The following is a 25,618-nucleotide window of genomic DNA, read 5'->3' as shown; positions in this document are numbered from 1 at the left end:
GTCCCTCGCCGCCCGCGCCGCCCGGCGTTGCGGGCCATCCCGGCGTACGCGATGCTTCCGACACCCCAGCGACGGACGGACCTGTCATGACCATCGCGGCACCACCCACCCGGCGGAACATCGCCTACCAGGGCTTCCACCTGCCGGCAGACCAGACGGCCGGCACCGGAGACGGCCTGCACACCACCGACCGCGGGCTGATTCTGCGCAGCGCCGACCGGCCGGTGTCGCGGGGCAGTTGGACGTCACCGCCGGTGCGGGTCGGCTTCGGAGTCACCGACGTGGTGCCGTCCTGGACCGCCGACACCCCCGACGGCTGCTGGATCGAGGTCGAGCTGCGCGGCTGGCACGGAGAAGCGCCCAGCACCGGCTGGTACCTGCTGGCCCGGTGGGCGGCCAACGACCGCACGGTACGACGCGCCTCGGTGTCCGGGCAGCGCGACGGCGACGCCCGGGTGGACACCGACACGCTGGTCGTGACCGGGGCGACGGTCACCGGCTGGCAGGCCCGGGTGACCCTGTGCCGGCCGGACGGCAGCCCCGCGGCCCCGGTGCTGCGCAGCGTCGGCGCGGTCGCCGCCGGCCACGCCCCGGCCGAAGCCGCCGGTGAGCCGGGGCCGGAGGAAGGCCGGGAGCCGGCCGTCGGCGCCGGGCGTGGGACTGTGCTGGACGTGCCCGGCTACTCGCAGCGGCTGCACGCCGGCCAGCACCCGCAGTGGGGTGGCGGCGGCGACTCGTGGTGCAGCCCCACCTGCACCTCCATGGTGCTCGCCTACTGGGGGGCCGAGCCGACGCCGGAGCGCTACGCCTGGGTGGACCCGCCCGGCCCGCGACCGGTGGTGGTGCACGCCGCCCGACACTGCTACGACCACGCGTACGCCGGGGCCGGCAACTGGCCGTTCAACACCGCATACGCCGGCCTGCACGGGGTGGACGCGTTCGTCACCCGACTGCGGTCGCTGGCCGAGGCGGAGGCGTTCATCGCCGCCGGCATCCCACTGATCGTCTCCGCCGCGTTCCGGGCCGGTGAGGTGCCGGGCCTGCCCTACGACACCAGGGGGCACCTGATGGTGCTGATCGGCTTCACCGCCGACGGTGACCCGGTGCTCAACGACCCGTACGCGCCGGACGACGACACGGTTCGTCGGACCGTGCCCCGGCAGCGGTTCGAGCCGGCCTGGCAGCGGGGCAGCGGCGGGGTGACGTACGTGCTGCGGCCGGCGTCGGTGCCGCTGCCCCCGCCACCCGCCCAGGCCAACTGGTGATCAGTCGGGTAACTGCCACAGCCCGTACGAGCCGTCCATCCGCCGGCACAGCAGCCGACCGACGCTCGCCTGGCACTCCCCGATCGCGTCCGGCAGCACGTCCAGCACCCGCACCTCCCCGGTGCGGACGTCCAGCTTGGCGACGATCAGCCCGCCGCCGGGAAGCCGGCGCACCCCGACCATCGGATCCTTGAGACCGAACTGGGCCAGCTCCCACCGGCCCAACTCGGCCACCACGTCCCCGGTGACTGGATCGAGCGCAACGAACTGCTCATTCCTGCTGCCGGTGCTTTCCGACGGGGTTGTCACCAGCCGACCGTCGTACGGCCAGGCCCACCCCCAGCGCCCGCTGCTCCAGAGCAGCCGGCCGGTCGCGGGGTCGACCGCCCGCAGCCCGCCGGATGGGCTCTGCAGACAGACGACGGGACCGCAGCCCAGCACGTACAGCTCCCCGTCGCCGGTGGCGCTCCAGCGCCGGTCCAGCCGGTCCAGCCCGTAGGCGGTGGCCGTGGGCGGAGATCCGCCGACGGTGACCAGCAGGTCGTCCACCACCTGCACGGTCGGGTACGGCCCACGGCCGGGCGCGCCCAGATTGGCGCGCGCCAGCACCGTACCGGTGGTCGCATCGCGTACCTCGACCTGCCCGTCCGGACGGCTGAGCACCACCCGGTCCACCCCGTGCTCCGTGCCCCGAAAGTTGATCTCAGCGGGGGTGGTGGACAGCTGCCAGCGCACGGTGCCACAGCACGGATCGACGGCGCGTAGGCTGCCCGCCCCCTCGCCGTCGGTGGACTGCAGCAGCAGGTTCCCGTCGGCCAACTCGACCGCGCTGCCCGGCTGCTGCCAGCCGTACGCCCCGGTCGCCCGGTCCAGCGTGATGGTGAGCGCGCCCTGACCCCCCGGGTCGCTCTCGTGCCCGGTGACCAGCAGCATCCCGCCCTGCTCGGAGACCCCCCAGAGCCGGCCGTCCACCGGCAGGGGCACCTGCCAGACCGGCTCGCCGTCGGGCAGCCGGAAGGCGGCCAGCCGCCGCTGCCTCGACTGCGAGCTGAGCGGGTCGAGGAGGAAGAAGAGGTCGCCGGAGACGAACGCTTCGGTGCCCGGCTGCCCTGGCAGCGTCACCACGGCACGGCGGGACGGCGGCCCGGCGGCGGCGAGGGTGACCAGTAGGAGCAGCAGGACCAGCGCGCAGCGCAGCGGCCGGCCGTTGGCGCGGGGCGGGCGGGGCAGCGGGACGGAATCCGGCTCGTGCCGCAGCTCGCCGAGATCGATGACCGGGCCGGTCACGGCCGCAACCGCCACAGCGCGGTCGAGCCGTCGAGGCGCCGGCAGAGCAGGACCGGCAGCGCCGCCTGGCAGCCGCCCAGCACGTCTGGCAGGACGTCCAGGATCCGCGGCCGACCGGCCACCAGGTCCAACTCGGCGACGACCAGCCGATTGTCGGCCCCCGGCCGTACGCCGATCAGCGGATGCTCGCGCTCGGGCACCGGCACCAGGTCCCACTGGCCCAGCTCGACCCGGACCCGCCCGGTGGCCGCGTCCCGCACCGCGTATCGCTGCTCCGGCCCGGCCACCAGCAGCCGGCCCTGCCGGGTGTCGGCCAGCGTGTCCTGGCCCTGGTCTGACCAGCGCACCGCGCCGGTCGCCGGGTCGAGGGTCTGGATGCCGCCGGTCTGTTGCAGCGCGCAGAGCAGGTCGCCGCAGCCGACCACATAGGACACCAGCGGCACGTCGGCCGTCCACCGGGCCTCAAGCCCGGGCAGCCCGTAGCCGACCAGTCGGGTGCTGCCGGGTGGGACGAGCAGCAGCAGGTCACCCACGACCTGCACCCGCTGGAACGCCGCCCGGTCGCCGGGCAGTGTGTCGAGGCTGCGCAGCAGGCGGCCGGTGCCGGCGTCGTGCACCTGCACCTCGCCGGTCGGCTGGACGAGGACGAACCGGTCGACCTGGCCGTCGCCCAGGTGGTAGCCGGGGTTGCCCGGCGGTGGGACGGGCTCCGACCAGAGCATCTGACCGGTCTCCGGCACCACCCGGCGTATCGCGCCCGGCCCGTCCGCCATGGTGTCAATCAGCAGCAGACCGCCGTCGACCGTCCACTGGGCGGCCCCGGGATGCTGCCATCGCTGCTGGCCCGTTTCGGCGTCGAAGGCGGTGGTCTGGAACACCCCGTTCGCGGCGCTGACCTCCAACATCAGCACCAAGCCCCGTTCGGCCCGCACGTCGAGGACATCACCGGTACGGGTCAACCGCACCTGCCACCGACGTCGCACACTGCCCCCCGAGGTGGACGACGGCTGCGCGTACGCGGTCAGGTACCGACTACCGCTGGGTATCGACGGGTCGACGACGAAGACGCCGTCCCCGGCGAGGTACGCCATAGCGCCCTGCGACGCCGGCACCGGGGTCACCACGCGCTCCGGCACCGGTGTCGCACTGGCCAGCGCCACCAGCGCCACCAGCAGCACCGCCGCGCAGCGCAGCGGACGGCCGGCGGCGCGCGGCTGGCGGACCGGCGGCGCCGAGGCCGGCTCCTCCCGGACCTCGCCCAGCTCAATGATCGACACCGACCGTCCTCCCCCCGCCACGCGCGGCTGGCCGACGGGTCACCTCCGGCAAACCGGCCGTGGGTGCACCGGCCCGGCAAATGCGACGCGCGGTCGCCTGTACGATGGCGCGTCGTGGCTGTGCCGGTGGTAGACCCTTCGCTGAATCCCGTGACCGACGTCGACCCGGCCGAGGCCGAACCGACGCGACGGCCCCGACGGCGCCCGGTCCGCGCCGACCTGTTGGCCCTCGGAGCCTATGTGCTGCTGGGCGTGTTCGTCTGCCTCAACTACTGGGGGGACGTGCAGGGCCGGGTCTCCTCCCACCTGCCCACCGACCACAGCTGGTTCGAGTGGCTGTTCGCGCACGGCGCGTACTCGGTGCAGCACCTGGAGAACCCGCTGTTCACGGCCCGTCAGAACGCCCCGGACGGGGTGAACATGATGGCCAACACCTCGCTGCTCGGGGTGACCCTGCCGCTGGCCCCGCTGACCATGCTGCTCGGTCCACAGGTGATGTACGCGCTCTACCTGGGCGGGGCGTTGGCGGCCACCGCCGGCACCTCGTACTGGATGCTCTCCCGGCATCTGGTGCGCTCCCGGGCCGCGGCCTTCGTCGGCGGCGCGTTCCTCGGCTTCGCGCCGGGGATCATCCACCACGCCAACGGCCAGCCGAACTTCGTGTCCAACTTCCTGCTGCCGCTGATCGTGGTGCGGGTGCTGCGGCTGGGTGAGCCGGGTCGGTGGCGGCGCAACGGGCTGGTGCTCGGGGTGCTGGTGGCGTACCAGATCTTCATCAACGAGGAGATGCTGCTGCTCACGGCGCTGGCCTGCCTGGTCGTCGTGCTGGCGTACGCCGTGCAGCGACCGGCGGCGGCACGGGCCGCGGCCGGCCCCTTCCTGGCCGCGCTTGGCGTCGGCGGCGGGCTGGCGTTGCTGCTCGCGGCGTACCCGATCTGGTTCCAGTTCAACGGCCCGCAGTCGTACCGCGGCCTCCAGGGCGGTGTCTTCCACAACTGGGGTGAGGACCTGGTCGCCTTCGTCACCTTCGCCCGGGACACCTGGGCCGGGGACCCGGTGGTGGAGAAGACGATCGGGCTGACCGAGCAGAACACCTGGTTCGGTTTGCCTTTGGTGCTGCTCTCGGTGGTGGCCCTGGTGCTGCTCGTGCGCCGGTCGCTGGCCGCCCGGATCGTCGCGGTGCTGATCGTGGTCTTCACCGTGGCCGCGATCGGGCCGACGGTGCGCTTCAACGGCGTGGAGACCGAGGTGCGCGGCCCGTGGTCGTACGTCCCGGACGACCTGCCACTGGTCGAGATGATGATGCCGACCCGGTTGAGCCTGGTGGTCGCCGCCGCGGTGGGCGTGCTGCTCGCGCTGACCTGGGACGCGGCGGCCCGTCAGGGCCGGCCGCTGGCCGACCGACCCCGGGTGCCTGCACCGCGCGCCGGCGAGCCGAAGCCGGCGACGTCCGGTGAGTCGACCGCACCCGCGCCGGTCGCGTCGCGCCGGCGGTGGCTACGCCCGGTGGGGTACGCGGCGGTCGCCCTCGCCCTGCTGCCGCTCTTCCCCCGGCCGCTGCCGGCCCAGCCCATGGACCCGCCGCCGCACTTCATCACCGCCGGCGGCTGGCGGCCGTACGTGCCGGCGGGCCGGACCCTGGTGCCGGTGCCGATCCCCAGCAACGTGCACGGCCTGCCGACACTGCGCTGGAGCGCGCTGACCGGGCAGGAGTTCCCCGTCCCGGGCGGCTACTTCATCGGCCCGAACGAGGTGGGTGAGGGGGTCTTCGGCGCGCCGAACCGGCCGACCAGCAGCCTCATCTACTCCACGATGGACACTGGCGTGGTGCCGGCGCTCACCGACGAGAACCGCCGTCAGGCCGTCGAGGACCTGCGGTTCTGGCGCGCGTCGGTGGTGGTGCTCGGGGCGCACCCGCGTGAGGCGGTGCTGCGCGACCTGGTCACCGCCCTGCTCGGGCCGCCGCAACGGGTCGACGACGTCTGGGTCTGGGACGTCCGCGCGCTGGTGGGTTAGACGCGGTCCCGGACGTCCCACACCCACCCGCCGTCGACCGGTCGGCCCGGGCCGAGCAACTCCTCGACGGTCCGGCGGACCGGGTCGCCGTGCGGCAACCGGCCGAGCACCACCAGCGCGGCCCGCCAGTGCCGCAGATCCTCCAGGGCCTGCCGGCGGTCGGTGTCGTTGAGCACCGGCACCGTGCCCGTCTCGGCCACCCGGCGCAGCAGGACGGCGGTCGGCCGGTCCGGCGCTCCCCAGCGGGCCGCCGGGTCGTCCGGGCCGCTCGGGCCGATGAAGTACCCGCCCGGCGCGCGGAACGCCAGCAAGGCGCGGGCTGACCAGAGCATCACCGGGCTGAGCGCGGCACCGGTGACCGGGGGTACCGCCACGATGGTCCGGCCCGGCGGCACCAGCGGGCGCCACCCGCCGTCGGCGACGAACCCCGGCACCGGCGCGACGGGCACCGCCCGGATCGGCGTCGGGACCAGGGGCAGCAGCGCGGCGGCCACCGCGCCGGTCCAGAGCAGCCGTACCGGCAGTCCCGGTGCGGCCGACGGCCCGCGCGCCGCCCGGACCCGGTCCAGGGAGAGCGCCACCAGCAGGCCCAGCACCGGCACACACACCAGCGCGAACCGGGCCGGAACCGCGAGGTCCAGCAGCGGCAGCCCGGCGACCAGCCGGTACGGCCCCGGGATGCCGGTGGCCGTGCCGTCCACCCGCAGCTCGGTGCCGAGCGACAGCAGGGCGAAGATCAGGCCGCAGCCGGCCAGCGCGCGGACCAGCGGTCGTCGCCACAGCCAGATCACGATCACCACGGCGAGCACCAGCAGACCGGGGCCGAAGAACGAGTTCTCCTCAGTTGGGTTCGGCGAGAGCAGCCCCGGCAGCCAGTCGTCGCCGAGCACGGTCTGCCGCGCCGATGCGGTGAACGACGCCGCGTCGAGCTGGAAGCCGGGCACGGCGAAGGCCATCCCGGAGTAGTGCTGCGGGCCGCGGAACTGGAACCACAGCGGGTACGCCAGCAGCGCCGCCGCCACCACGGCCGCCACTCCGAGCCGGCCGAGCAGTGCCGGTGCGAGCCGCCGGGCCGCCACCCGGTCGGCGAGCGCGTAGCCCAGCGCGAACACCCCGGCGGCGAGCGCCAGGAAGACCAGCACCTCCTCGCCGATGAAGACCTGCCAGGCGAGCAGCAGGCCGAGGCCGACGCCGGGCCGCCACACCCCGCCCGGACCCGGCCCGGGCCGGAACACCAGGGCGAGGATCGCCGGCACCAGGAACTGGGCGGCCATGTGCAGGTGCGCGCCGGCCTGGGCGATCATGCCGGGGGCGAAGCCGCAGATCAGCCCACCGACCGCCGCCGCGGACCGAGCGGTGACCAGGCGGCCGCGCAGCAGCGCGTACCAGGCCGTGGCGGTGCCGGCGAGGCAGCAGACGACCGCCACGCAGAACGCCGCCTGCGAGCCGAAGAGCAGGGTGACCGGGGTCAGCGGAACACCCAGGCCGAGCACCGAGGTGTTCGCCATCAGGTTGACCCCGTCCGGCGCGTTCAACGCGGTGCTGTAGAGCGGGTTCTCCCCTTCGGCCACGGCGTGGGCCGCGTGGGCCAGCATCCACTCGAAGAGGACCTGGTCGCCCGCCTGATGGAACAACCGCCCGGGGTGACGCCACTGCCCGCTGGTCAGCAGCACGGCCAGAACCAGATAGCCGGCCACCACCAGCGCGTCCGGCAGCCACGCCCGCCGCGGCCGGTCTGGCGTCGCCGGGACCGTCGTCGCCGGTGACGCCGTCCCGGTGGTCATCAGACCGAGCGATCGGTCAGTGTCCGGACGTCCCACACCCAGACGTCCAGCTCCTGGCGGCCGGGACCAACCAGATCCTCGACGGTACGCCGCAGCGGCTCGGCGTTCTGCTGCCGGACCGGCAGCACCAGGATCGCCGCCCGCCAGTGCCGCAGCTCGTCCGTGAAGCGACGGCGCTGCCGGTCGTCCAGCTTGGGCGTGCGACCGGTGGTCGCCACCTCCTCCAGCACCTGACCCACCCCGCTCGGCCGGCCACCGAACCGGCCAGGGTCACCGGTGTTGCCGTTGCGGGGGGCGAGGAAGTAACCGCCGGGGATCTTGAAGTCGAGATTGGTGGCCGCCGCCCAGCGCATGCCGTGCGTGTTGCCCATGCTGGGCACCGGGATCGGCACCAGCGTCTGGTCCGGGCCGACGTACGCCCGCCAGCGGTCGGCGGTGATGAAGTCCGGCACCGGCGGCCGGGAGACCATCCGCAGCGGCATCGGGGCGATCGGCAGAAGCGCGAACGCCAGCCCGGCGACGGTCAGCTTCCGCACCGTGCGCCGGTCGGCCGGACGCAGCGCCCAGGCCCGCTCGACGGCGAGCGCAAGCAGCAGACCGACCACCACGCTGGTGATCAGACCGAACCGGGTCGGCACAACGGCGTCCAGCAGCGGCAGGTGCACCAGGAACTGCCAGGGCCCGGTGACCAGCTCCCGGTCCCACCAGGAGATTCGCTCACCGAGGGAGAGCACGGCGAAGAACACGCCGGTTGCCGCGAGCGCCCGGACGACCAGATTCCGCCGCAGCCAGACCACGACGCCGATGGCCAGCAGCGAAAGGCTCCAACCGAAGAAGGCGTTCTCCTCGGAGTAGTTCGGCGACAGGTTGACGTTGGCCCGCTGGTTGCCACCGAGGGTGGGCGAGCCGGGGGCGAAGAAGGCGGCGATGTCGTTGCCGTAGTCCTGCACCGCGTCGCTGAGCCCGTGGTACGCCATCGGCCCGGCGAACTGCACGTACAGCGGGTACGCCAGCAGCGCCCCGGCCAGCAGCGCACAGGCTGCCAGGCCGGCGCCCAGCGGTCGCCACGCCGCCCGCCAGCGGGCTGGCTCCTGGACGAGCACCGCGAGCAGGAAGATCCCGCAGGCCATCGCCGTGAAGAGCAGGATCTCCTCGTTGATGAACGCCTGCGCGGTGACCAGCAGCGCCAGCAGCATCCCGTCGCGTACCGGCCGGCGGGACCGGGTGAGCACCAGCACCCGCCAGACGATGAACGGCAGCAGGAACTGGCTGATGATGTTCGGATGCCAACTGGCGTGCGAGAGCATCGCCGGGGAGAACCCGCAGAACCACGCGCCGGCCGCCGCCGCCAGCGGGGTACGCACCAGGTGCCGGGAGAGCATGACGTACCAGGCCATCGCGGTGCCGGCGAGGCCGAGCGTGACCAGCACCACGAAGGACACCGCAGGCCCGAAGAGCAGGGTCACCGGCACCATCGGGATGCCCAGCGCCAACACGGCCGTGTTGGCCATCAGGTTGACGCCGTCGGGGTAGTTGAACTGCTCGGTGTAGAACGGGTACTCGCCGTGCAGCACCACGCGTACCGAGTGGGCGAGGAAGAACTGCACCTGGGCCGGGTCGCCGGTGTAGAGCGACGCCGCCCGCCCGGCGGGGTCCAGCCAGATCCGGCTGGTCACCCAGACCGCGGCGAGCAGGAACAACCCGCCCACGGCCAGGTCCTGCCGCCGCCGCGTCCACCGACGCCGCCACGTCCCGACGGTTGGCTCCGCTCGGTCGTCCGCCCCGGACTCAACCGGCACTGGGACCGGCGTGGCGGTCGGCGCTGCAGTCAGTGTGGCGGTCGGCGCGGAGGCCGGAGTGCGATGGCTCACTGTCTCGTCGGGGCCGGCCGCCGCCTCCGGGTGCGGCGCGGACAGGGCGCGGGACTCGGCAGGCGTCACAGTCGGCGGAGTCTACCCGAGGCTCGAAAGGGCACTAAAGCCCCGGTGAGGTCCATTGTGGTGGGTGGACCGGCGGCCACCGGAGGCGTCGCGTCGGACATCTCGTACTATGGCGCTTTCCGACAGCGACTGCGAGGCGATCGGAGGGCGGATCAGGTGATGCCAGGCCGCCGGTACGGCTGGACACTCGCGGTCCTGCTCGGTGCGCTGCTGGCCGGCACCGCGTGCGGTCCGGTCGCCGACCGGAAGCCACAAGACCTGCGGGTCGGCTATGACAGCCTGGACGGCTCGCTGGCGGTGTGGCCGCCCCGGGGTGACCTGGCCGCCGACGCCGCGGTGACGGCGGCCGTCACCGACGTGGTACGCGACTGGCGGTCGCCGGTCGACGACCGGGCGCACCTGCCCTCGTCCGGCATTCTCTTCTCCGGCCGGATCGACGGCACCCCGGTTGCCCTGGTCGCCGCCGACGTGCCCGGCGAGAGCGCCTCCTGGCTGCTGCAACTCACCCGCGACGGCGACCGGTACGCGGTGACCCGCGCGACCGACTACACCGACCCCGGCTACCTGGTCTACTCCGACGTGCTGCCGGTGCAGACCGCTGGCGGCCGGCGCTACCTGGTGTCCGCCCGTGTGCAGAAGCTGCTCGGGCCGCAGGGCCGGGCGCTGACCGTCGCCGACGGCCTCAGCGCTCCGGTCGACGTGCCGGCCTGCACGGCGGTCCCGGTCACCGCGACCCTGCGGGCCACCGAGTCGCTGCCCCGGGGCCGAGCCGCCGACCGGCTGCTCGACCTGGGCACCGGCACCGCCGATCCGCGTTATCCGCTGGTGCGTGACGAGTCCGGCACCGGCCGGCGGGCGCTCACCGGCCTGGACACCTGTGTGCTGGCCGGCGACCGGGGTCCGTTCGGCAGCATTCCGCGCCGGATCGGCGACCGGGACGCGCCGCGCTCGGTGCCGACGTCCTGGCCGATGGCGAAGCTCACGGTCCGCTCGCTCGGTGAGGTCGCCCTGGGCGGCGGCGAGGCCGCCGAGTTGCAGCAGCTCAGCTGGGACACCGATGCCGGCACGATGACGGCGGTGGTCTACCGCCCCGCGGACGGGAGCGCGCCGGTGGTCTCGCCGGCCGACCGGGCCACCCCTCTGCAGACGTACGACCTGCCGGTGCCCGGCCAGCCGCTGGTGGTACTCAGTTGGCGGGCCACCCGGGACAGCTCACTCTCCGTCCCGCCGGGCACCCCAGTGCTGGTCGAACGCCCCGGCCTGGTGGTCGTCCCCGAACCACCCCGCACCCAGACGTTCAGCCTCGCCGGCACCGACAAGACTCACTACCGCTCGATAACCCCCCGCTGATTACACGGCGACGGCGGGCGCCCCCGGAGGGGACGCCCGCCGTCGCGCAGGGGTCAGTTCTGGGCCGGGGCGTCGGTTGCCGTCAGCTGGACCGGGGTGCCGTCCAGGCCGGAGATCCAGCCGGTGACGTCACGGGCCACGTCCTGGGCGGTCAGGCGCAGGTCGGCGAGGATCTGCGCGCGGGTGCCGTGCGGGTGCCAGTCAGCCGGTACGCCCAGATCCCTGAGCGGAACACGGACATCGGCGTCGCGCATCGCCTGGCCGAGCGCGTCGCCCACGCCACCGACCCGGACGCCGTCCTCGACGCTGACCACGAGCCGGTGACCGGCGGCCAGCTCGACCAGCTCGGCCGGGATCGGGCGGACCCACCGGGGGTCGACCACGGTGACCCCGTAGCCCTGCTCGGCGACCCGGGCGGCCACCTCCATGCCCAGGTGGCCGAAGGAGCCGACGGCGACCAGCAGCACGTCGGTACGGGCCGACTCGGCCAGCACGTCGACCGGGCCGACCCGGCGCAGCGCCGGCAGGTCCGCGGCGACCGCGCCGGTCGGGAAGCGCACCACGGTCGGGCCGTCGTCGACAGCCACCGCCTCGCGCAGCTCCTCGCGCAGCGTGGCGGCGTCCCGAGGAGCGGCGATCCGGAGCCCGGGCACCACGCCGAAGACCGACATATCCCAGATGCCGTAGTGGCTGGGGCCGTCCGGGCCGGTGATGCCGGCCCGGTCCAGCACGAAGGTCACCGGCAGCTTGTGCATCGCCACGTCCAGCAGGACCTGGTCGAAGGCGCGGTTGAGGAAGGTGGCGTAGACCGCGACCACCGGGTGCAGGCCGCCCAGCGCGAGCCCGGCCGCCGAGGTGGCGGCGTGCTGCTCGGCGATGCCCACGTCGTACACCCGCTCGGGGTACTTGCGGGCCAGCTTGGCGATGCCGGTCGGCTCGGCCATCGCGGCGGTGATGCCCACCACGTCCGGCCGCTCGTCGGCGACGGCCAGCAGCTCGTCGGCGAAGACGTGGGTCCACTTCACCGAGGGGGCGGCCAGCAGCGCGCCGGTCTCCACGTCGAAGGCGCTGCCGGGGCCGTGCAGGCAGTCCGCCTCGTCCTCCTCGGCCGGGCGGTAGCCGTAGCCCTTGCGGGTGACCGCGTGCACGATCACCGGGCCGCCGAAGTTCTTCGCCGCGCGCAGTGCCGACTCGACGGCCGCCACGTCGTGCCCGTCCACCGGGCCGACGTACTTGATGCCGAGGTCCTCGAACATGGCCTGCGGGGCAACCGCGTCCTTGATTCCCTTCTTGACCGCGTGCAGCACCTCGTACATCGGCCGGCCGACCAGCGGCGTGGAGCCGAGGGCGTCCTTGACCGTGTCGAGGACCTTCTCGTAGCCCGGGTTGAGCCGCAGCGAGGAGAGGTGGTCGGCCAGCCCGCCGATGGTCGGGGCGTACGAGCGGCCGTTGTCGTTGACCACGATCACCAGCGGGTTGCCGGCGGTGGCGATGTTGTTCAGCGCCTCCCAGCACATGCCGCCGGTGAGCGCGCCGTCGCCGACCACGGCCACCACGCTGCGCGCCTCGCCCCGCAGGGCGTACGCCTTGGCCAGGCCGTCGGCGTAGGAGAGGGCGGTGGAGGCGTGCGAGTTCTCGATCAGGTCGTGCTCGCTCTCCGCCTGGCTGGGGTAGCCGGAGAGGCCACCGCGCTGGCGGAGCTTGTCGAAGCCGGCCTGCCGCCCGGTGAGGATCTTGTGCACGTACGACTGGTGGCCGGTGTCGAACAGGAGCCGGTCCCGGGGGGAGTCGAAGACGCGGTGCATGGCCAGCGTCAGCTCGACCACACCGAGGTTGGGACCGACGTGTCCGCCGGTACGGGAGACCTTGGCGATCAGGAAGTCCCGGATCTCGGCGGCGAGGACGTCCAGCTCCTCGCCGGACATCCGCTTGACGTCCTGCGGACCGCGCACCGTCGCCAGCAGCCGGCCGTGGTTGGCCGTGTCCTCTTCAACACTCATGACCGGAGAGTCTATCGGCCCTCCGGTACTCCGCAGCCCGGGCCGAGGCCGGTACACCCACGCCCGCCAGCTGAGCGCCTGGTCAGACCCCGGCCGGCCCGGCCCGCGGCGATCGGCCACGTGCCTGGTCAGGACCGGATTCGCAGCCGGCGCGGCGGGTCGGCCGGGGTGCCGGGGTACGCCGGCCCCGCCGGGGTCCAGGAGCCGAGCACCACACCCCGGGTGGCGCCGGTCACCGACGGGATCGACCCGGGTAGCCCGTGCCAGGACAGCCAGCCGAGCAACGCGAAGGCGTACGCCTCCTTGGCCTGCGCGGGCACACCCAGCTCGTCGGTGCCACGCAGCCGCCACCGGCCGGCGCCCAGCGCCGCGAGCCGACCCAGCAGGGTGGGGTTGCGCACACCACCGCCCGCGGCGACCACCTCGACCACGTGGTGCCGGTCGCACTCGGCGGCCACCACCCGCGCGGTCAGTTCGGTCAGCGTGGCCAGCAGGTCGTCCACCGGCACCGGCTCACCGAGCGCGGCCAGCCGCCGGTCCAGGTAGCCGGCGTGGAACAACTCCTTGCCGGTGGACTTCGGCGGCGCCGCCGCGTAGTACGGCTCGGCCAGCAGCTCGGCGAGCAGGCCCGGATGCACCCGGCCGGCCGCCGCGCGGGCGCCGTCGAGGTCACACGGTTGGTCCAGGAAGCGCCGGGCCGCCGCGTCCAGCAGGGCGTTGGCCGGGCCCACGTCGTACCCGAGCACCGGCGCCCCCGGCGCGACCACGGTGAGGTTGGCGATGCCGCCGAGGTTCAGCGCCGCGCGCGGTGCGGCGGCGCCGTCGGCCGGGTCCAGCAGCAACGCGTCGAAGGCCGGCACCAGCGGCGCGCCCTGCCCGCCGGCGGCGATGTCCGCCGAGCGCAGGTCGCTGAGCACCGGTACGCCCACCCGGGCGGCCACCCGGGCGACCGCGCCCAGTTGCAGGGTGCCCCGGGCCACCCCGTCGGCGACCCAGTGGAAGACCGTCTGCCCGGGTGAGACCACCACGTCGGCCCGCCCGCCGGCCAACTCCAGGCCGACCGCCGCCGCCTCGGCGAAGACGTCGCCGAGGCGGTTGTCGAGCCGGCAGACCGCCTCGATGGTGGTGGCCGCCGGCGGCAGCAGCGCGGCGATCTCGGCGCGCAGCCGCTCGTCGTAGTCCAGGCCGCGGTGCCCCAGCGGACGCAGCCACAGGGTGTCCCTCTCGGCGGTGAACTCCGCCGCCACCACGTCCACCCCGTCGTACGACGTTCCGGACATCAACCCAACGATCCGCATGGAGGACGGCTCCCCTGCTAGTGCCCGGCCGGCGGGAGGAGCAGCCCGACGCACTCGACGTGCTGGGTCATCGGGAACAGGTCGAAGCCGCGCAGCGCGGTCAGCCGCCAACCGAGCTCGGCGAACGTGCGCACGTCCCGGGCGAAGGCGGCCGGGTCGCAGGCCACGTACGCGATCGCCCGTGGGCCGGCGGCGGCCAGCGCGCGGACCACCGGGGCGCCCGCTCCGGCGCGCGGTGGGTCGAGCACCACCACGTCGACCGGGCCGGTGATCCGTCGGCGGGCCAGCGCGGTCTCCACCCGGGCCGACACCACCTCGACCCGGGGCAGATCGGCCAGGTTCTCCCGGGCGGCGGCGACGCCCTGCGGCGCCGCCTCCACCAGGGTCACCCGGCCGGTCGCACCGACCCGGGCGGCCAGCCCGGCGGCGAACAGCCCGGCACCGCCGTAGAGGTCCCACGCCAGCTCACCCGGTCGCGGGTCGAGCAGTTCCAGCACGGCCGTGGACAGGGTGTCCGCAGCGGCCGGGTGCACCTGCCAGAAGGCGGACGCGGGCAGCGTCCAGTCCCGCCCGGCGGCCACCTCGCGGACCACGGTCGGCCCGCTCACCGGGGTGGCCACCCCGTCGCGGACCTCCGCGACGGTCACGTCCCCGCCGGTGCTGGCGATGGTCTCCACCGCCTCGGCGGCCGGCCAGAGCGCGCCGGTCGGCGTGAGCACCGGCAGCTGCTGGATGGCGGGGTGGGCGATGCGGCAGCGGTCGATCGGCACCACCTCGTGCGAGCGGTGCTTGAGCAGGCCGGCCCGGTCCGCGGCGTCCACCGCGTAGCGGACCCGGGAGCGCCAGCCCAGCAGCCCGCCGGGCAGCGCCTCGACCCGGACGCCGAGCTGGTCCAGCTCGGCGTCGGTCAGCCCGCCGAGGCGGACAAGCTGCTCGCGCACCACGGCGGCCTTCCACGCCAGCTGCGCGTCCGGGGCGACGTGTTGCAGGTCGCAGCCGCCGCAGGCGCCCGGCTTCGCGTACGGGCAGGGCGGCTCGACGCGGTCTGGGGAGGCTTCCAGCACGGTGACCGCGTCGGCTCGGACGAACCCCCGGTGCACCTCGGTGACCTCGGCGATCACCCGTTCGCCGGGCAGCGCGTGCCGGACGAAGACCACCTGCCCGTCCACCCGGGCCACGCAGTGCCCGCCGGGGGCGATCGCGTCAACGGTCAGCTCGACCAGCTCCGCCTCGGCCAGCCCACTCTTCGGCGGCGGAGGTGTCACGGCCCGCACGTCCGGCTCAGTCACGGCCGGTCCCGACCGGCCCGCTGTCGACCGGCCCGCCGTCGACCGGTCCGCTCTCGCCTGCCGGCGCGGAGACCACCGGCGGCAGGGTGCCGCGCGGGGCCACCCGTGGGCCGCGCGCCGGGGTCCGGGACAGCGTGGCGTCCAGCCGGTCCAGGTTCTTGCTCGCGGTCGAGGCGAGCTGCCACGGAACGCTGACCACCATCACCCCCGGTTCGAAGAGCAGGCGGCCCTTGAGGCGCAGCGCGCTCTGGTTGTGCAGCAGGTTCTCCCACCAGCGTCCGACCACGTACTCCGGGATGAAGACGGTGACCACGTCCCGGGGTGACTTGCGGCGGGTGGAGGCGACGAAGTCCAGAATCGGCCGGGTGATCTCCCGGTACGGCGAGTCGATCACGGTGAGCGGGATGGCCATCTCCCGCCGCTCCCACTCGGCCTGCAGGTCCCGGGTGTCCTTGTCGTCCACGTTGACCGTCACCGCGGTCAGCGTGTCCGGCCGGGTGGCCCGGGCGTACGCGATAGCCCGCAGGGTCGGCTGGTGCAGCTTGCTGACCAGCACGATCGCGTGGTTACGGGCGGGCAGCACGGCGCGACCCTCGTCCGGCGGGGTCAACTCCTGGGCGACCCGGTCGTAGTGCCGGCGGATGCCCAGCATCAACACGTAGATCACCGCCATCGCGGCGATCGCGATCCAGGCGCCGAGCAGGAACTTGGTGACCAGCACGATCACCAGCACCGTGCCGGTCAGGCCCATGCCGAACGTGTTGATGGCCCGGGACCGGTGCATCCGGCGGCGCGCCTCCGGATCCCGCTCGGTCCGCAGGTGCCGGTTCCAGTGCCGGATCATGCCGGCCTGGGAGACGGTGAACGAGACGAAGACCCCGACAATGTAGAGCTGGATGAGCCGGGTCACCTCGGCCTGGAAGCCGACGATCAGCACGATCGCGAAGACGGCGAGGAAGACGATGCCGTTGGAGAACGCCAGCCGGTCGCCCCGGGTGTGGAACTGCCGGGGCAGGTAACGGTCCTGCGCGAGGATCGAGCCGAGCACCGGGAAGCCGTTGAACGCGGTGTTCGCGGCCAGGAACAGGATCAGGGCGGTCACCCCGGCCACCACGTAGAGCAGGATCGACCCGGAGCCGAAGACCGTCTCGCCGAGCTGGGTGGTGACGGTCTTCTGCACGTACCCCTCGGGGCCGGAGACGATCTGGAGGGCCGGGTCCTCGACGAACTGCAGGTGGGTCAGCCGGGCCAGCCAGATGATCCCGACCAGCATGCTCACCGAGATGGTGCCGAGCAGCAGCAGGGTGGTGGCGGCGTTGCGGCTCTTCGGCGCCTTGAACGCCGGCACCCCGTTGGAGATCGCCTCGACTCCGGTGAGCGCGGCGGCGCCCGAGCTGAACGTCCGCAGCAGCAGGAAGATCAGCGCGAACCCGGTCACGCTGTGCTCGGCCTGGATCACCAGATCGGCGCTCGGCGCGCGGAGTTCGTCGCCCAGTACGAAGACCCGGACCAGCCCGGTGAGCAGCATCCCGCCCATCACGATCACGAAGCCGTAGGTGGGGATGGCGAACGCGGTGCCCGACTCGCGCAGGCCGCGCAGGTTCACCGCGCTCAGCAGCACCACCGCCGCCACCGCGATCATGACCTTGTGGGTGGCCACGAACGGCACCACCGAGCCGAGGTTGGCCACGCCGGAGGAGACCGACACCGCCACCGTGAGCACGTAGTCGACCAGCAGGGCACTGGCCACGCCGACGCCGAACTTCGGGCCGAGGTTGACCGTGGCCACCTCGTAGTCCCCGCCACCGGAGGGGTAGGCATGCACGTTCTGCCGGTAGCTGGCGACCACGGTCAGCATGACCACGACCACCGCCAGCGCGATCCACGGCGAGAAGACGTACGCGGAGGCTCCGGCGATGGAGAGGGTCAGAAGGATCTCGTCAGGCGCGTACGCGACGCTGGACAGCGCGTCGGAGGCGAACACGGGCAGCGCGATGCGCTTCGGCAGGAGGGTGTGCTGCAGCCGGTCGGACCGGAACGGTCGACCGACGAGCAGCCGCTTCAGCAGCGAGGTGGGACTGGCCACGAACGCCAAGACTACGACCACCACGGCAAGAGTGCGGGGGTGGGCGATCACGGCTGGCCGAGGCCACGGGGTACGGTCGGTCCCCGCTGTCGACCCGGACGTGGCAGGCTCGCACCGAAGGCCACCGGAAGCGGGAGCGGTACGCACCTTGGGAGGGACAGCGTGCACGTCGTGATCATGGGATGTGGCCGGGTCGGGTCGACCCTCGCCCACAGCCTGGAGTCCCGGGGGCACTCGGTGGCGGTGATCGACCAGGACGCCGACGCCTTCCGTCGGCTCGGCCCCGACTTCGCCGGGATCACGGTGACCGGGGCGGGCTTCGACGGCGACGTCCTGCGGCAGGCCGGCATCGAGCGGGCGGACGCCTTCGCGGCCGTCTCCAGCGGAGACAACTCCAACATCATCTCCGCCCGGCTGGCCCGGGAGACGTTCGGCGTGTCCCGGGTCGCGGCACGCATCTACGACCAGCGCCGGGCACAGGTCTACGAGCGGCTGGGCATCCCCACCGTGGCGACCGTGCGCTGGACGGCCGACCGGATGCTGCGGCACCTGGTGCCGGAGGGCAACGTGGAGATCTTCCGCGACCCCACGAGCACGGTGTCGATCGTCGAGGTCCCGGTGCACAAGGACTGGATCGGCCGGCCGGTACGCACGCTGGAGGAGGCGACCGGGGCACGGGTGGCCTACCTGATCCGCTTCGGCATCGGCACGCTGCCCACCGCCTCCACCGTCGTGCAGGAGGGTGACCAGGTCTTCATGCTGGTCAGCGACCACATCGTGGCGACGGTCACGTCGGTGGCGGCGACACCGCCGGAAGGGGGGCACTGAGCCATGCGGATCGCCATCGCGGGCGCCGGCAACGTGGGCCGCTCGATCGCCCAGGAGTTGATCGAGAACGGCCACCAGGTGATGCTGATCGAGCGCCAGCCGAAGATGCTGCGCCCGGAGCGGGTGCCGTCCGCCGAGTGGGTGCTGGCCGACGCCTGCGAGCTGGCCAGCCTGGAGGAGGCCAACGTCGCCGGCTGCGACGTGGTGGTCGCGGCGACCGGCGACGACAAGGTCAACCTGGTGGTGTCGCTGCTCGCCAAGACCGAGTTCGCGGTGCCCCGCGTGGTCGCCCGGGTCAACCGGGCCGAGAACGAGTGGCTGTTCACCGAGCAGTGGGGCGTGGACGTCGCGGTGAGCAAGCCGCGGGTGATGGCCGCGCTGGTCGAGGAGGCGGTCACCGTCGGCGACCTGGTCCGGCTGATGACCTTCCGGCAGGGCGAGGCGAACCTGGTCGAGATCACGCTGCCGCCGACCGCGCCGTACGTCGGTCAGCCGATCCACGCCGTGCCGCTGCCCCGCGACGCCGCTCTGGTGGCGATCCTGCGCGGCAAGCGGGTCCTGGTGCCCAGCCCGGACGACCCGATCGAGGCCGGCGACGAGTTGGTCTTCGTCTGCACCGCCGAGGTGGAGGACCAGGTCCGCGCGGTGATCCTCGGTCCGGACAGCGTCGAACGGACCCGCGGCTCACGCTGAGCCGCGGGGGCGCTCAGGCGCCGGGCAGCGGGGTCGGTTGCGGCTCCCGGGTGACCCGGCGCACCGTCCAGACCGTGATCAACAGCAGCAGCGCGTACGGCGGGTAGCCCAGCGCCAGCCGGGCCACGCCCAGCGCGGTGTCCTGATGGGCGAGGTAGAGCCCGGCCTGCACGCCCACCTTGGCCAGCCACACCACGCCCCAGAGCACGGTCAGCTGGGTGAAGGTACGCACCAGCTTCGGGTCGTCCCGCCACTCCGCGCGACCCTTGGCCACCAGCACCGACCAGATCCAGCCCACCAGCGGCTGCCGGATGGCCGCCGAGATCAGCAGGGCGACGCCGTAGCCGATGCCGTAGAGGATGCCGGGAAGGTAGAAATCCCGTTCGTCGCCGGTACGCCAGGCGATGGCAGCGCCGATGCCGACGCCGAAGAGCCCGTTGACCGCGTGCCGGATCGGCCGGCGCTGGGCCAGCCGCAGCCCGGCGATCAGCAGCGCGACGGCCATCGAGGCGATCACCGCGGGCCGCAGCTCGCCGATGATGTTGGCGACCACGAAGACCACCACCGGGATGCTGGACTCGACCAGCCCTCGCCAGCCGCCGAGCTGGTCGGCCATCTGCTCGGCGATCGTGGGTAGTCGCTCGTCGTCCGGAGGGCCGGTCTCCGGCTGTGCCGCCCGGTGCTGTCCCGTGGTCATCGCCGACCTTCCGTCCGCAGCGCCGTCACTTCGGCGAGTCCAGCTCGTAGTACGGGTTGTAGATGACCTTGCGGTCGTCGCGCATCGCCACCCGGCCGCGCGCGGTCAGGTGCCGCCCCGGCTCGATCCCGGCGATGTGCCGCCGGCCCAGCCAGACCAGGGTGACCACGTCGCTACCGTCGTACAGGTCGGCTTCCAGGGTGGGCAGGTTGGTCCGCGGCGTGTAGACCACGGTGCGCAACCGGCCGGCGACCGAGACCACCTGACCCCGGGAGCACTGCTGGGCCGGGACGCTGCCGCACTCGGCGCTCTCCCGACGCAGCTCCTGCGCGTCGATCTCGGCCTCGCTGGCGGTGAACCGTTGCAGGATGCGCCGCAGCGACACCCTGCTCTCGTCGGTCGTCATGACCTCCGCGTCACCCTCTCCACGCTCACCGTCCCCAGCTGGCACCGGCGACGCCGGAACCGTGCCGCCAGCGTACGCCGACGGGGCCGGTTCCGGCGGGCCGGTGCGCGTGGATCAGACCTGGCGGGGCTCGGCGGCGGAGGCGCCCTCGGCCTCGGCTCCGGCCTGGTCGGCGATCTCCTGGGGCAGGCGCAGCGGCAGCGGCTCGCGGACCGGCTTCGCCTCCTGGCCCCGGTCGACCACCAGGCCGTCCAGGCACTCGGCGAGCGGACCGGCAGTGGCCGGGTCGGTGGCCACCGGGCCCTGGAACACGCCGCGGACCATCCAGCGCGGCCCGTCGACACCGACGAACCGCAGGTTCGTCGGGCCGTCCGGGGTGCTCACCTGAGCGTGCAGCTCGGGGCCGTACTCGCCGTCGACCTCCTGGGCGGTGGCACCGTCGCGGAGCAGCGACTGGCGGATCTCCTCGCGCACCTCGTCCCAGATCCCCTCGGACCGGGGGGCGGCGAAGACGCCGAGCTGCAGCGCGTTCTCCCCGTGTACCAGCACCACCTGCTGGATCACGCCCTGCGGGTCGGCCTGCACCCGCACCTCCACCTCGGCGATCGCCGGGATGCGCAGGCTGCCCAGGTCGAGGCGCTGTACGTCGTCGTTGACCTCGGAGACGTCGTACGGGCCGCGTTCCAGCGCCGGCGTCGACTCCTCGACCCCCTGGCCGCCGACCTCGGTGGCCCGCTCGTCGCGGGTGTGCCGTCCAGCACCGGCCCGCTTTCGGGAGAAGATCACTGCGCCCACCCTCCGCTGTTCACACTCACCCTGCCACCTCTTCCGTCCACCTTCGGCCCGGCTCGTCCCGCCGCTGCTCGACCCGGTCCTGACCCGCTGGCGACGGCACCAGCCCGGCGTGCCCGCCGGTGGAGCCGTGCCCGCCGGTGCCGCGTCGGGACCCGGGCAGCTCGGCCACCGGCTCGAACCGCGCCCGTGCGACCCGCTGGACCACGAGCTGGGCGATCCGGTCGCCCCGGGAGATCTTCGCCGGCGTTTCCCGATCATGATTGATCAGGTTGACCAGGATCTCACCCCGGTAGCCGGCGTCGACCGTACCGGGCGCGTTGAGCACCGTCACGCCGAGCCTGGCCGCCAGGCCGGAGCGGGGATGGACCAGGCCCACATACCCCTCCGGCAGTGCGACGGCCACGCCGGTGGGCACCAGAGCACGGCCGCCGGGCGGCAGCTCCACGTCCGCGGCCGCCACCAGGTCGGCCCCGGCGTCGCCGGGATGGGAGTACGCGGGCAGCGGCAGCTCGGCATCGAGCAGGCGTACGGGCACGGGTACGACGTCGGTCACGGGTCCCCTCTTCGTCCGGTTCATCGGGTGACCCTGCCATCCTGCCGGTTACCCGGGCCGCCGTGCGCCGTACCCTCGCAGGAGTGAGCATGTCGCCCTCTCCGTCCACCGATCAGTCGCCGGTCGCGGCCCGCACGGCCTACGCCGAACGGCTGGATCTGCCCTGGTGGCTGTGGCTGGTCGGGCTCCTGGCCGCCGCGCTGCTGGCCGTCGAGATCTGGATGGGCGCCGGCGGCGTCCGCACCTGGCTGCCGTTCGCGGTGCTGCTGCCGGCCGCCGCGGCCGGGCTGTGGTGGCTGGGCCGGATCCGGGTCGCGGTCGCCGACTCCGAGCTACGGGTGGACGACGCCCGGCTGCCGGTGCGCTTCGTGGCCGACGTGGTGCCGCTGGACGCGGCCGGCCGCCGTGAGGTGCTCGGCGTGGGCGCGGACCCGCTCGCCTTCGTGGTGCAGCGGCCGTGGATCGGCGGCGCCGTGCAGGTGGTGCTCGACGACCCGGCCGATCCGACCCCGTTCTGGGTGGTGAGCACCCGGCACCCGGTGGAGCTGGCCGAGGCGCTGCTGACCGCGCGGGACGCCCGATCGCCCGTCGACCACCCGGCCGGCGAGCCGGGCTGACCGCACCGGCGGCAGCGGCTTCCACCAGCGCCGACGTGCGTGGCCCGCTCAGGTGCCGGTCGGCGGGCCCGGGAGGGCCTGCGGCGGGGCCGGACGGGCGATGCCACGCCGGCGCAGGTCCGCCTGGAGCTGGTCGGCCATCTGCCGGGTGGCCCGGCGGTTGAGGAAGCTGGCCACCGCGGCGCCGGTGAGGAACGGCCCGAGCGTGGTGAGGTTGCGCCCAAAGCGCCGGAGCAGCGTGTCCCGCAGCTCCTTGCGGGCGGCGGTGCCGAGCACCGCGCCGACCCCCACGCCGGGCACCATCGGATTGACCCCGCGTTGGGTGGCCCAGGAGTGCACCAGGGCGACCGTCCGCTGGTTGCCGCTGTCCGCCAGCGGCACGCCATAGACCTCGTGCAGCTCACCGACCAGCTTCAGCTCCACCGCCACCACGGCGACCGTCTCGGCGGCGAGCAGCACCGGCGCGGAGAGCAGGGTCGGGGCGACCGTCCACTCGACGGCGGCGACTCCCCCGCCGGCCGCGCCGACCGCGGCGGTGGTCCGGGCCGCGTTGCGGATCAACCGCTCGGCCAGGGCGTCGTCATCCAACCCGGGGAAGTGCTGACGCAGGGTGGCCAGGTCCCGCACCGGTATGTGCGGGGCGATCTCGGCGACGGTGTCGACCATCCAGCGCACGGCGGCGCGGGGCTTGAACAGGTCGGCGATCCCACGGACGCGGGCCTGCCCGACCATCCGGGTGAGCAGTTGACGGCGCTGGGCGGGCTCGATGTCGTCCGCGGTCAACGCCGCGACCGTGGCGCCGAGGTCGTCCGCGCCGCCGCCGGTGGTGGTGTCGCCTCGATCGCTCATGGGTCGAACCTCCCGGTGCTCTGGCTACCCGCTACGAGTCAAGCAGGTACCCACAGGTGCCGCACGCCTACACCGGCAGCGGCGGCCCCGATCAGGAGGCCGCCGCTGGTGTCGTGAGTGTCAGACGCACTCGCGGCAGATCAGCTCGCCGTTACGCTCGACCGCCAGCTGGCTGCGGTGGTGTACCAGGAAGCAGCGGGCGCACCGGAACTCGTCCTGCTGCATCGGTAGCACCTTGACCGTGAGCTCCTCGTCGGCCAGATCGGCACCGGGCAGCTCGAAGCTCTCGGCTACCTCGGCCTCGTCGACGTCCACCGCGCCGGACTGCGAGTCGACGCGCCGGGCCTTGAGCTCTTCCAGGCTGTCCTCGCCGAGGTCGACCTCGTCGCGACGCGGGGCGTCGTAGTCGGTGGCCATCGGTTTCACTCTCCCATATCGATGTTGTCGCTTCCGGTTGTAACGCCGGACGACGCTGTTTCGGTTCCGCTGGCCGGCCACCAGTTGTGTCGGGCACCCGACCCGGGGACCGAACGGGTCGAGACCGCTGGGGCGACTCCCCTGCGAGCGCGGAACCTTACCCCCCCTTTGGGCGAGGCATGTATACCGCCCTCGTGGCTGAGATGTACGCCCCTGCACGCGAAGTTGTTCCCAATGTGATTCAGGCGACACGAAGATAGGGGTAGTAGTACCCGGTTCGCGGTCGGCGCGCCGGCATGTCGGACTGTTTCCACGCGACGGCCGGACAACCGTTAACCTCAGCGGCGTATTCGACGGCCGGCGGGTCACTGCGATCGTTGGCGGCCGCCGCCACCCACCTGAGGTCCCGGGAGCGCCCAGATGAGTTTTGCGCGAGTGCGAGCACTCGTCGTCGTCGGCCTGCTCGGGGTGCTGGCCCTGGCTTTCGTAGTCACTGCCCTGATCCGCGACACGCAGGGCACGGCGGGCACGGCCAAGGGTTGCCCGGATGGCTGGCCACTGGCCGACGTCACCCTGCGCGAAACCAAGGACGTCAAGATCAACGTGTTGAACGCGACTGACGAGGCCGGCCGGGCCGGCAGCGTCGCGGACGACTTCCGCAACCGCAAGTTCCAGGTCCAGAAGGTCGGCAACGCGCCCAAGGGGATCGACGAGGTGGCCGTGCTGCGGTACGGCCCCGAGGGCGTCGGCTCCGCCCACCTGCTGCAGGCGTACTTCCTCAACAACGCCGAACCAGCCTATGACGAGAAGCGCAAGGGCGACACGGTCGACGTGGTGCTGGGCAACCGCTTCCAGCAGCTCGCCACGACCACCGAGGTGAACCAGTCCCTCGGTGACCTGGGCGCCCCGGTGGCGCCCAAGGGCTCCTGCCCCGCCCCAGTCAAGAAGAAGTGATCGCGTACGTCGGCGGGCGCTGACCCGTCCACCGCCACGCGCCCGTCCATCACCGCGCGCCCGGCGTCCCCGCCGGCCCGACGGCCGGCACCGGGGCCCTGGCGCGCCGTGCGTCCGGGTACCCGGTCAGGGGCCGCCGGCGGCGTCCAGGGCGGCCAGCCGGTCGTGCAGCGGCGCGAAGAGCGCCGCCGGGGCCGCGACCACCAGGTCCGGGCCGGGCGGGCGACCGTCCAGGCCGCTGACCCGCACGCCCGCCTCGGCGGCCACCAGGCCGCCGGCCGCCAGGTCCCAGGCGGCGAGGCCCTTCTCGAAGTACGCGTCCAACCGCCCCTCCGCGACCAGGCAGAGGTCCAGCGCTGCGGCACCGAGCCGGCGGATGTCCCGCACGTGGGCGATCAGCCCAGCCACCACCCGGGCCTGGTGCGCCCGGCGGCCGGCGTCGTAGCCGAAGCCGGTGCCGACCAGCGCCTGCCCGAGGTCGGTCTCGCCGGAGCAGCGCAACCGGACGCCGTCGCGCCAGGCACCGCCGCCGGCCGTGGCGGTCCACTCCTCGCCGGTGCTCACGTTGCGCACCACACCGGCGACGACCACCCCGTCCACCTCGGCGGCGAGCGACACGGCGCTGTACGGCAGCCCATAGAGGTAGTTGACGGTGCCGTCGATCGGATCGATGATCCATCGCACGCCGCCCGGCCCGACCGGCCCGGTGTCCCCCGTGCCGTACTCCTCGCCGAGCACCGCGTCGCCCGGCCGCCGCCGGTGCAGCGCCTCGAGCACCTGCCGCTCCACCGCCCGGTCCGCCGCGGTGACCACGTCGGTTACCGTGCTCTTGGTCGCCGCAACCGAAACACCCTCGACCCGCATCCGGTACGCGGTGGCTGCGGCGTCCCGCGCCACGTCGAGCGCGATCGCCAACAATTCCTGCGCTGACGGCACCGAACGGTCCATCCCAGGTCCCCTTCCCGCACGACCGGGGCGTTCCGGGCCACGCGCGAGTATCATCCTTACAAAGTCCACATCTGCGCCGAATTGGCGGTCCCCAACCGCCGTTACGCCGTGCGGCGCAGGATGATCGCCGCAGACGGCGTTACAATTCACCCCTGCCCACGCGCCACGGACCGCCGACCACCGGCCGGCCCGTGACACGGGGGCCCCTCAACCACATCGCCCGGCCTGTTGCCCCACGCTGTGCCGGACGACCCGGCCGTACCCGCTCT

At 73.5% G+C, this 25,618-nt stretch carries 22 protein-coding genes; 7 read left to right on the top strand and 15 right to left on the bottom strand.

Annotated elements, in window-relative coordinates; all coding sequences use genetic code 11:
* The first annotated feature begins 86 nt into the window (after nt 1-86).
* Nucleotides 87-1,265, top strand: coding sequence for a peptidase C39 family protein (locus OG470_RS15585; protein WP_328424923.1), 1,179 nt, complete (start codon nt 87-89; stop codon nt 1,263-1,265).
* Here OG470_RS15585 and OG470_RS15580 read toward each other — a convergent pair whose 3' ends face one another.
* Nucleotides 1,266-2,552 carry an outer membrane protein assembly factor BamB family protein gene (locus OG470_RS15580; protein ID WP_328424921.1) on the bottom strand — a complete coding sequence of 429 codons (1,287 nt, stop codon included), beginning with the start codon at nt 2,550-2,552 and terminating at the stop codon, nt 1,266-1,268.
* Nucleotides 2,549-3,829, bottom strand: coding sequence for an outer membrane protein assembly factor BamB family protein (locus tag OG470_RS15575; RefSeq protein ID WP_328424919.1), 1,281 nt, complete (start codon nt 3,827-3,829; stop codon nt 2,549-2,551). Before OG470_RS15575 ends, OG470_RS15580 begins: the two co-directional genes overlap by 4 nt.
* A 141-nt stretch (nt 3,830-3,970) precedes the next feature.
* Here OG470_RS15575 and OG470_RS15570 point away from each other — a divergent pair, with 141 nt between their 5' ends.
* Entirely contained in the window at nt 3,971-5,845 is a 1,875-nt protein-coding gene (locus tag OG470_RS15570) for a hypothetical protein (RefSeq protein ID WP_328426383.1), read from the top strand.
* Here the strand turns inward: OG470_RS15570 and OG470_RS15565 are convergent.
* Nucleotides 5,842-7,629 carry a hypothetical protein gene (locus OG470_RS15565; protein WP_328424917.1) on the bottom strand — a complete coding sequence of 596 codons (1,788 nt, stop codon included), beginning with the start codon at nt 7,627-7,629 and terminating at the stop codon, nt 5,842-5,844. The genes OG470_RS15570 and OG470_RS15565 overlap by 4 nt on opposite strands.
* A complete protein-coding gene (locus OG470_RS15560) occupies nt 7,629-9,569 on the bottom strand; it encodes a hypothetical protein (protein ID WP_442931132.1) in 1,941 nt (646 codons plus the stop codon). Before OG470_RS15560 ends, OG470_RS15565 begins: the two co-directional genes overlap by 1 nt.
* A 156-nt stretch (nt 9,570-9,725) precedes the next feature.
* On the opposite strand from OG470_RS15560, the gene OG470_RS15555 reads away from it, so the two are divergent.
* Nucleotides 9,726-10,919 (top strand): hypothetical protein, encoded by a 1,194-nt coding sequence (locus tag OG470_RS15555; protein ID WP_442931131.1) that lies wholly within the window; start codon nt 9,726-9,728, stop codon nt 10,917-10,919.
* 53 nt (nt 10,920-10,972) lie between these two features.
* Here OG470_RS15555 and dxs read toward each other — a convergent pair whose 3' ends face one another.
* The 4 genes from dxs to OG470_RS15535 form a co-directional block, all read right to left on the bottom strand.
* A complete protein-coding gene (gene dxs, locus OG470_RS15550) occupies nt 10,973-12,919 on the bottom strand; it encodes a 1-deoxy-D-xylulose-5-phosphate synthase (protein WP_328424913.1) in 1,947 nt (648 codons plus the stop codon).
* 128 nt (nt 12,920-13,047) lie between these two features.
* Nucleotides 13,048-14,217 (bottom strand): anhydro-N-acetylmuramic acid kinase, encoded by a 1,170-nt coding sequence (locus OG470_RS15545; RefSeq protein ID WP_328424911.1) that lies wholly within the window; start codon nt 14,215-14,217, stop codon nt 13,048-13,050.
* A 17-nt stretch (nt 14,218-14,234) separates the two neighbouring features.
* Nucleotides 14,235-15,506, bottom strand: a complete 1,272-nt coding sequence (locus OG470_RS15540; protein ID WP_328424909.1) for a class I SAM-dependent RNA methyltransferase — start codon at nt 15,504-15,506, stop codon at nt 14,235-14,237.
* Complete coding sequence (locus OG470_RS15535; protein ID WP_328424907.1) at nt 15,499-17,592, bottom strand: APC family permease; 2,094 nt, start codon at nt 17,590-17,592, stop codon at nt 15,499-15,501. Before OG470_RS15535 ends, OG470_RS15540 begins: the two co-directional genes overlap by 8 nt.
* A 162-nt stretch (nt 17,593-17,754) precedes the next feature.
* Here OG470_RS15535 and OG470_RS15530 point away from each other — a divergent pair, with 162 nt between their 5' ends.
* A complete protein-coding gene (locus tag OG470_RS15530) occupies nt 17,755-18,420 on the top strand; it encodes a potassium channel family protein (protein WP_328424905.1) in 666 nt (221 codons plus the stop codon).
* A gap of 3 nt (nt 18,421-18,423) precedes the next feature.
* Nucleotides 18,424-19,113, top strand: a complete 690-nt coding sequence (locus OG470_RS15525; RefSeq protein ID WP_328424903.1) for a potassium channel family protein — start codon at nt 18,424-18,426, stop codon at nt 19,111-19,113.
* A 13-nt stretch (nt 19,114-19,126) separates the two neighbouring features.
* On the opposite strand, the gene OG470_RS15520 is transcribed toward OG470_RS15525, so the two are convergent.
* From OG470_RS15520 to dut, 4 genes are all read right to left on the bottom strand, one after another.
* Entirely contained in the window at nt 19,127-19,810 is a 684-nt protein-coding gene (locus OG470_RS15520; protein ID WP_328424901.1) for a DUF3159 domain-containing protein, read from the bottom strand.
* A 25-nt stretch (nt 19,811-19,835) separates the two neighbouring features.
* Nucleotides 19,836-20,216: an OB-fold nucleic acid binding domain-containing protein gene (locus OG470_RS15515; protein WP_328424899.1), complete on the bottom strand. Its 381-nt coding sequence runs from the start codon at nt 20,214-20,216 to the stop codon at nt 19,836-19,838.
* A gap of 114 nt (nt 20,217-20,330) precedes the next feature.
* Complete coding sequence (locus OG470_RS15510; RefSeq protein ID WP_328424897.1) at nt 20,331-21,002, bottom strand: DUF3710 domain-containing protein; 672 nt, start codon at nt 21,000-21,002, stop codon at nt 20,331-20,333.
* Between the two features lie 25 nt (nt 21,003-21,027).
* Complete coding sequence (gene dut, locus OG470_RS15505) at nt 21,028-21,564, bottom strand: dUTP diphosphatase (protein WP_328424895.1); 537 nt, start codon at nt 21,562-21,564, stop codon at nt 21,028-21,030.
* A gap of 83 nt (nt 21,565-21,647) precedes the next feature.
* Between dut and OG470_RS15500 the strand changes: the two genes are divergently transcribed.
* A complete protein-coding gene (locus OG470_RS15500) occupies nt 21,648-22,181 on the top strand; it encodes a DUF3093 domain-containing protein (protein WP_442931130.1) in 534 nt (177 codons plus the stop codon).
* 48 nt (nt 22,182-22,229) lie between these two features.
* Here OG470_RS15500 and OG470_RS15495 read toward each other — a convergent pair whose 3' ends face one another.
* Together OG470_RS15495 and OG470_RS15490 are read right to left on the bottom strand one after the other, a co-directional pair.
* Nucleotides 22,230-23,030, bottom strand: a complete 801-nt coding sequence (locus OG470_RS15495) for a hypothetical protein (protein WP_328424891.1) — start codon at nt 23,028-23,030, stop codon at nt 22,230-22,232.
* 120 nt (nt 23,031-23,150) lie between these two features.
* Nucleotides 23,151-23,447, bottom strand: a complete 297-nt coding sequence (locus OG470_RS15490; RefSeq protein ID WP_007075406.1) for a DUF4193 domain-containing protein — start codon at nt 23,445-23,447, stop codon at nt 23,151-23,153.
* A 435-nt stretch (nt 23,448-23,882) separates the two neighbouring features.
* Between OG470_RS15490 and OG470_RS15485 the strand changes: the two genes are divergently transcribed.
* A complete protein-coding gene (locus OG470_RS15485; RefSeq protein ID WP_328426379.1) occupies nt 23,883-24,401 on the top strand; it encodes a LytR C-terminal domain-containing protein in 519 nt (172 codons plus the stop codon).
* Nucleotides 24,402-24,527: 126 nt separating this feature from the next.
* Here the strand turns inward: OG470_RS15485 and OG470_RS15480 are convergent, their stop codons facing one another.
* Nucleotides 24,528-25,349 carry an inositol monophosphatase family protein gene (locus OG470_RS15480; RefSeq protein ID WP_328424889.1) on the bottom strand — a complete coding sequence of 274 codons (822 nt, stop codon included), beginning with the start codon at nt 25,347-25,349 and terminating at the stop codon, nt 24,528-24,530.
* Between the last annotated feature and the right edge of the window lie 269 nt (nt 25,350-25,618).

The organism is Micromonospora sp. NBC_00389, assembly GCF_036059255.1.
Lineage (GTDB): Bacteria > Actinomycetota > Actinomycetes > Mycobacteriales > Micromonosporaceae > Micromonospora.
The sequence above is the reverse complement of the archived record's forward strand: the minus strand, read 5'-3'. Positions and strand labels throughout refer to the sequence as shown.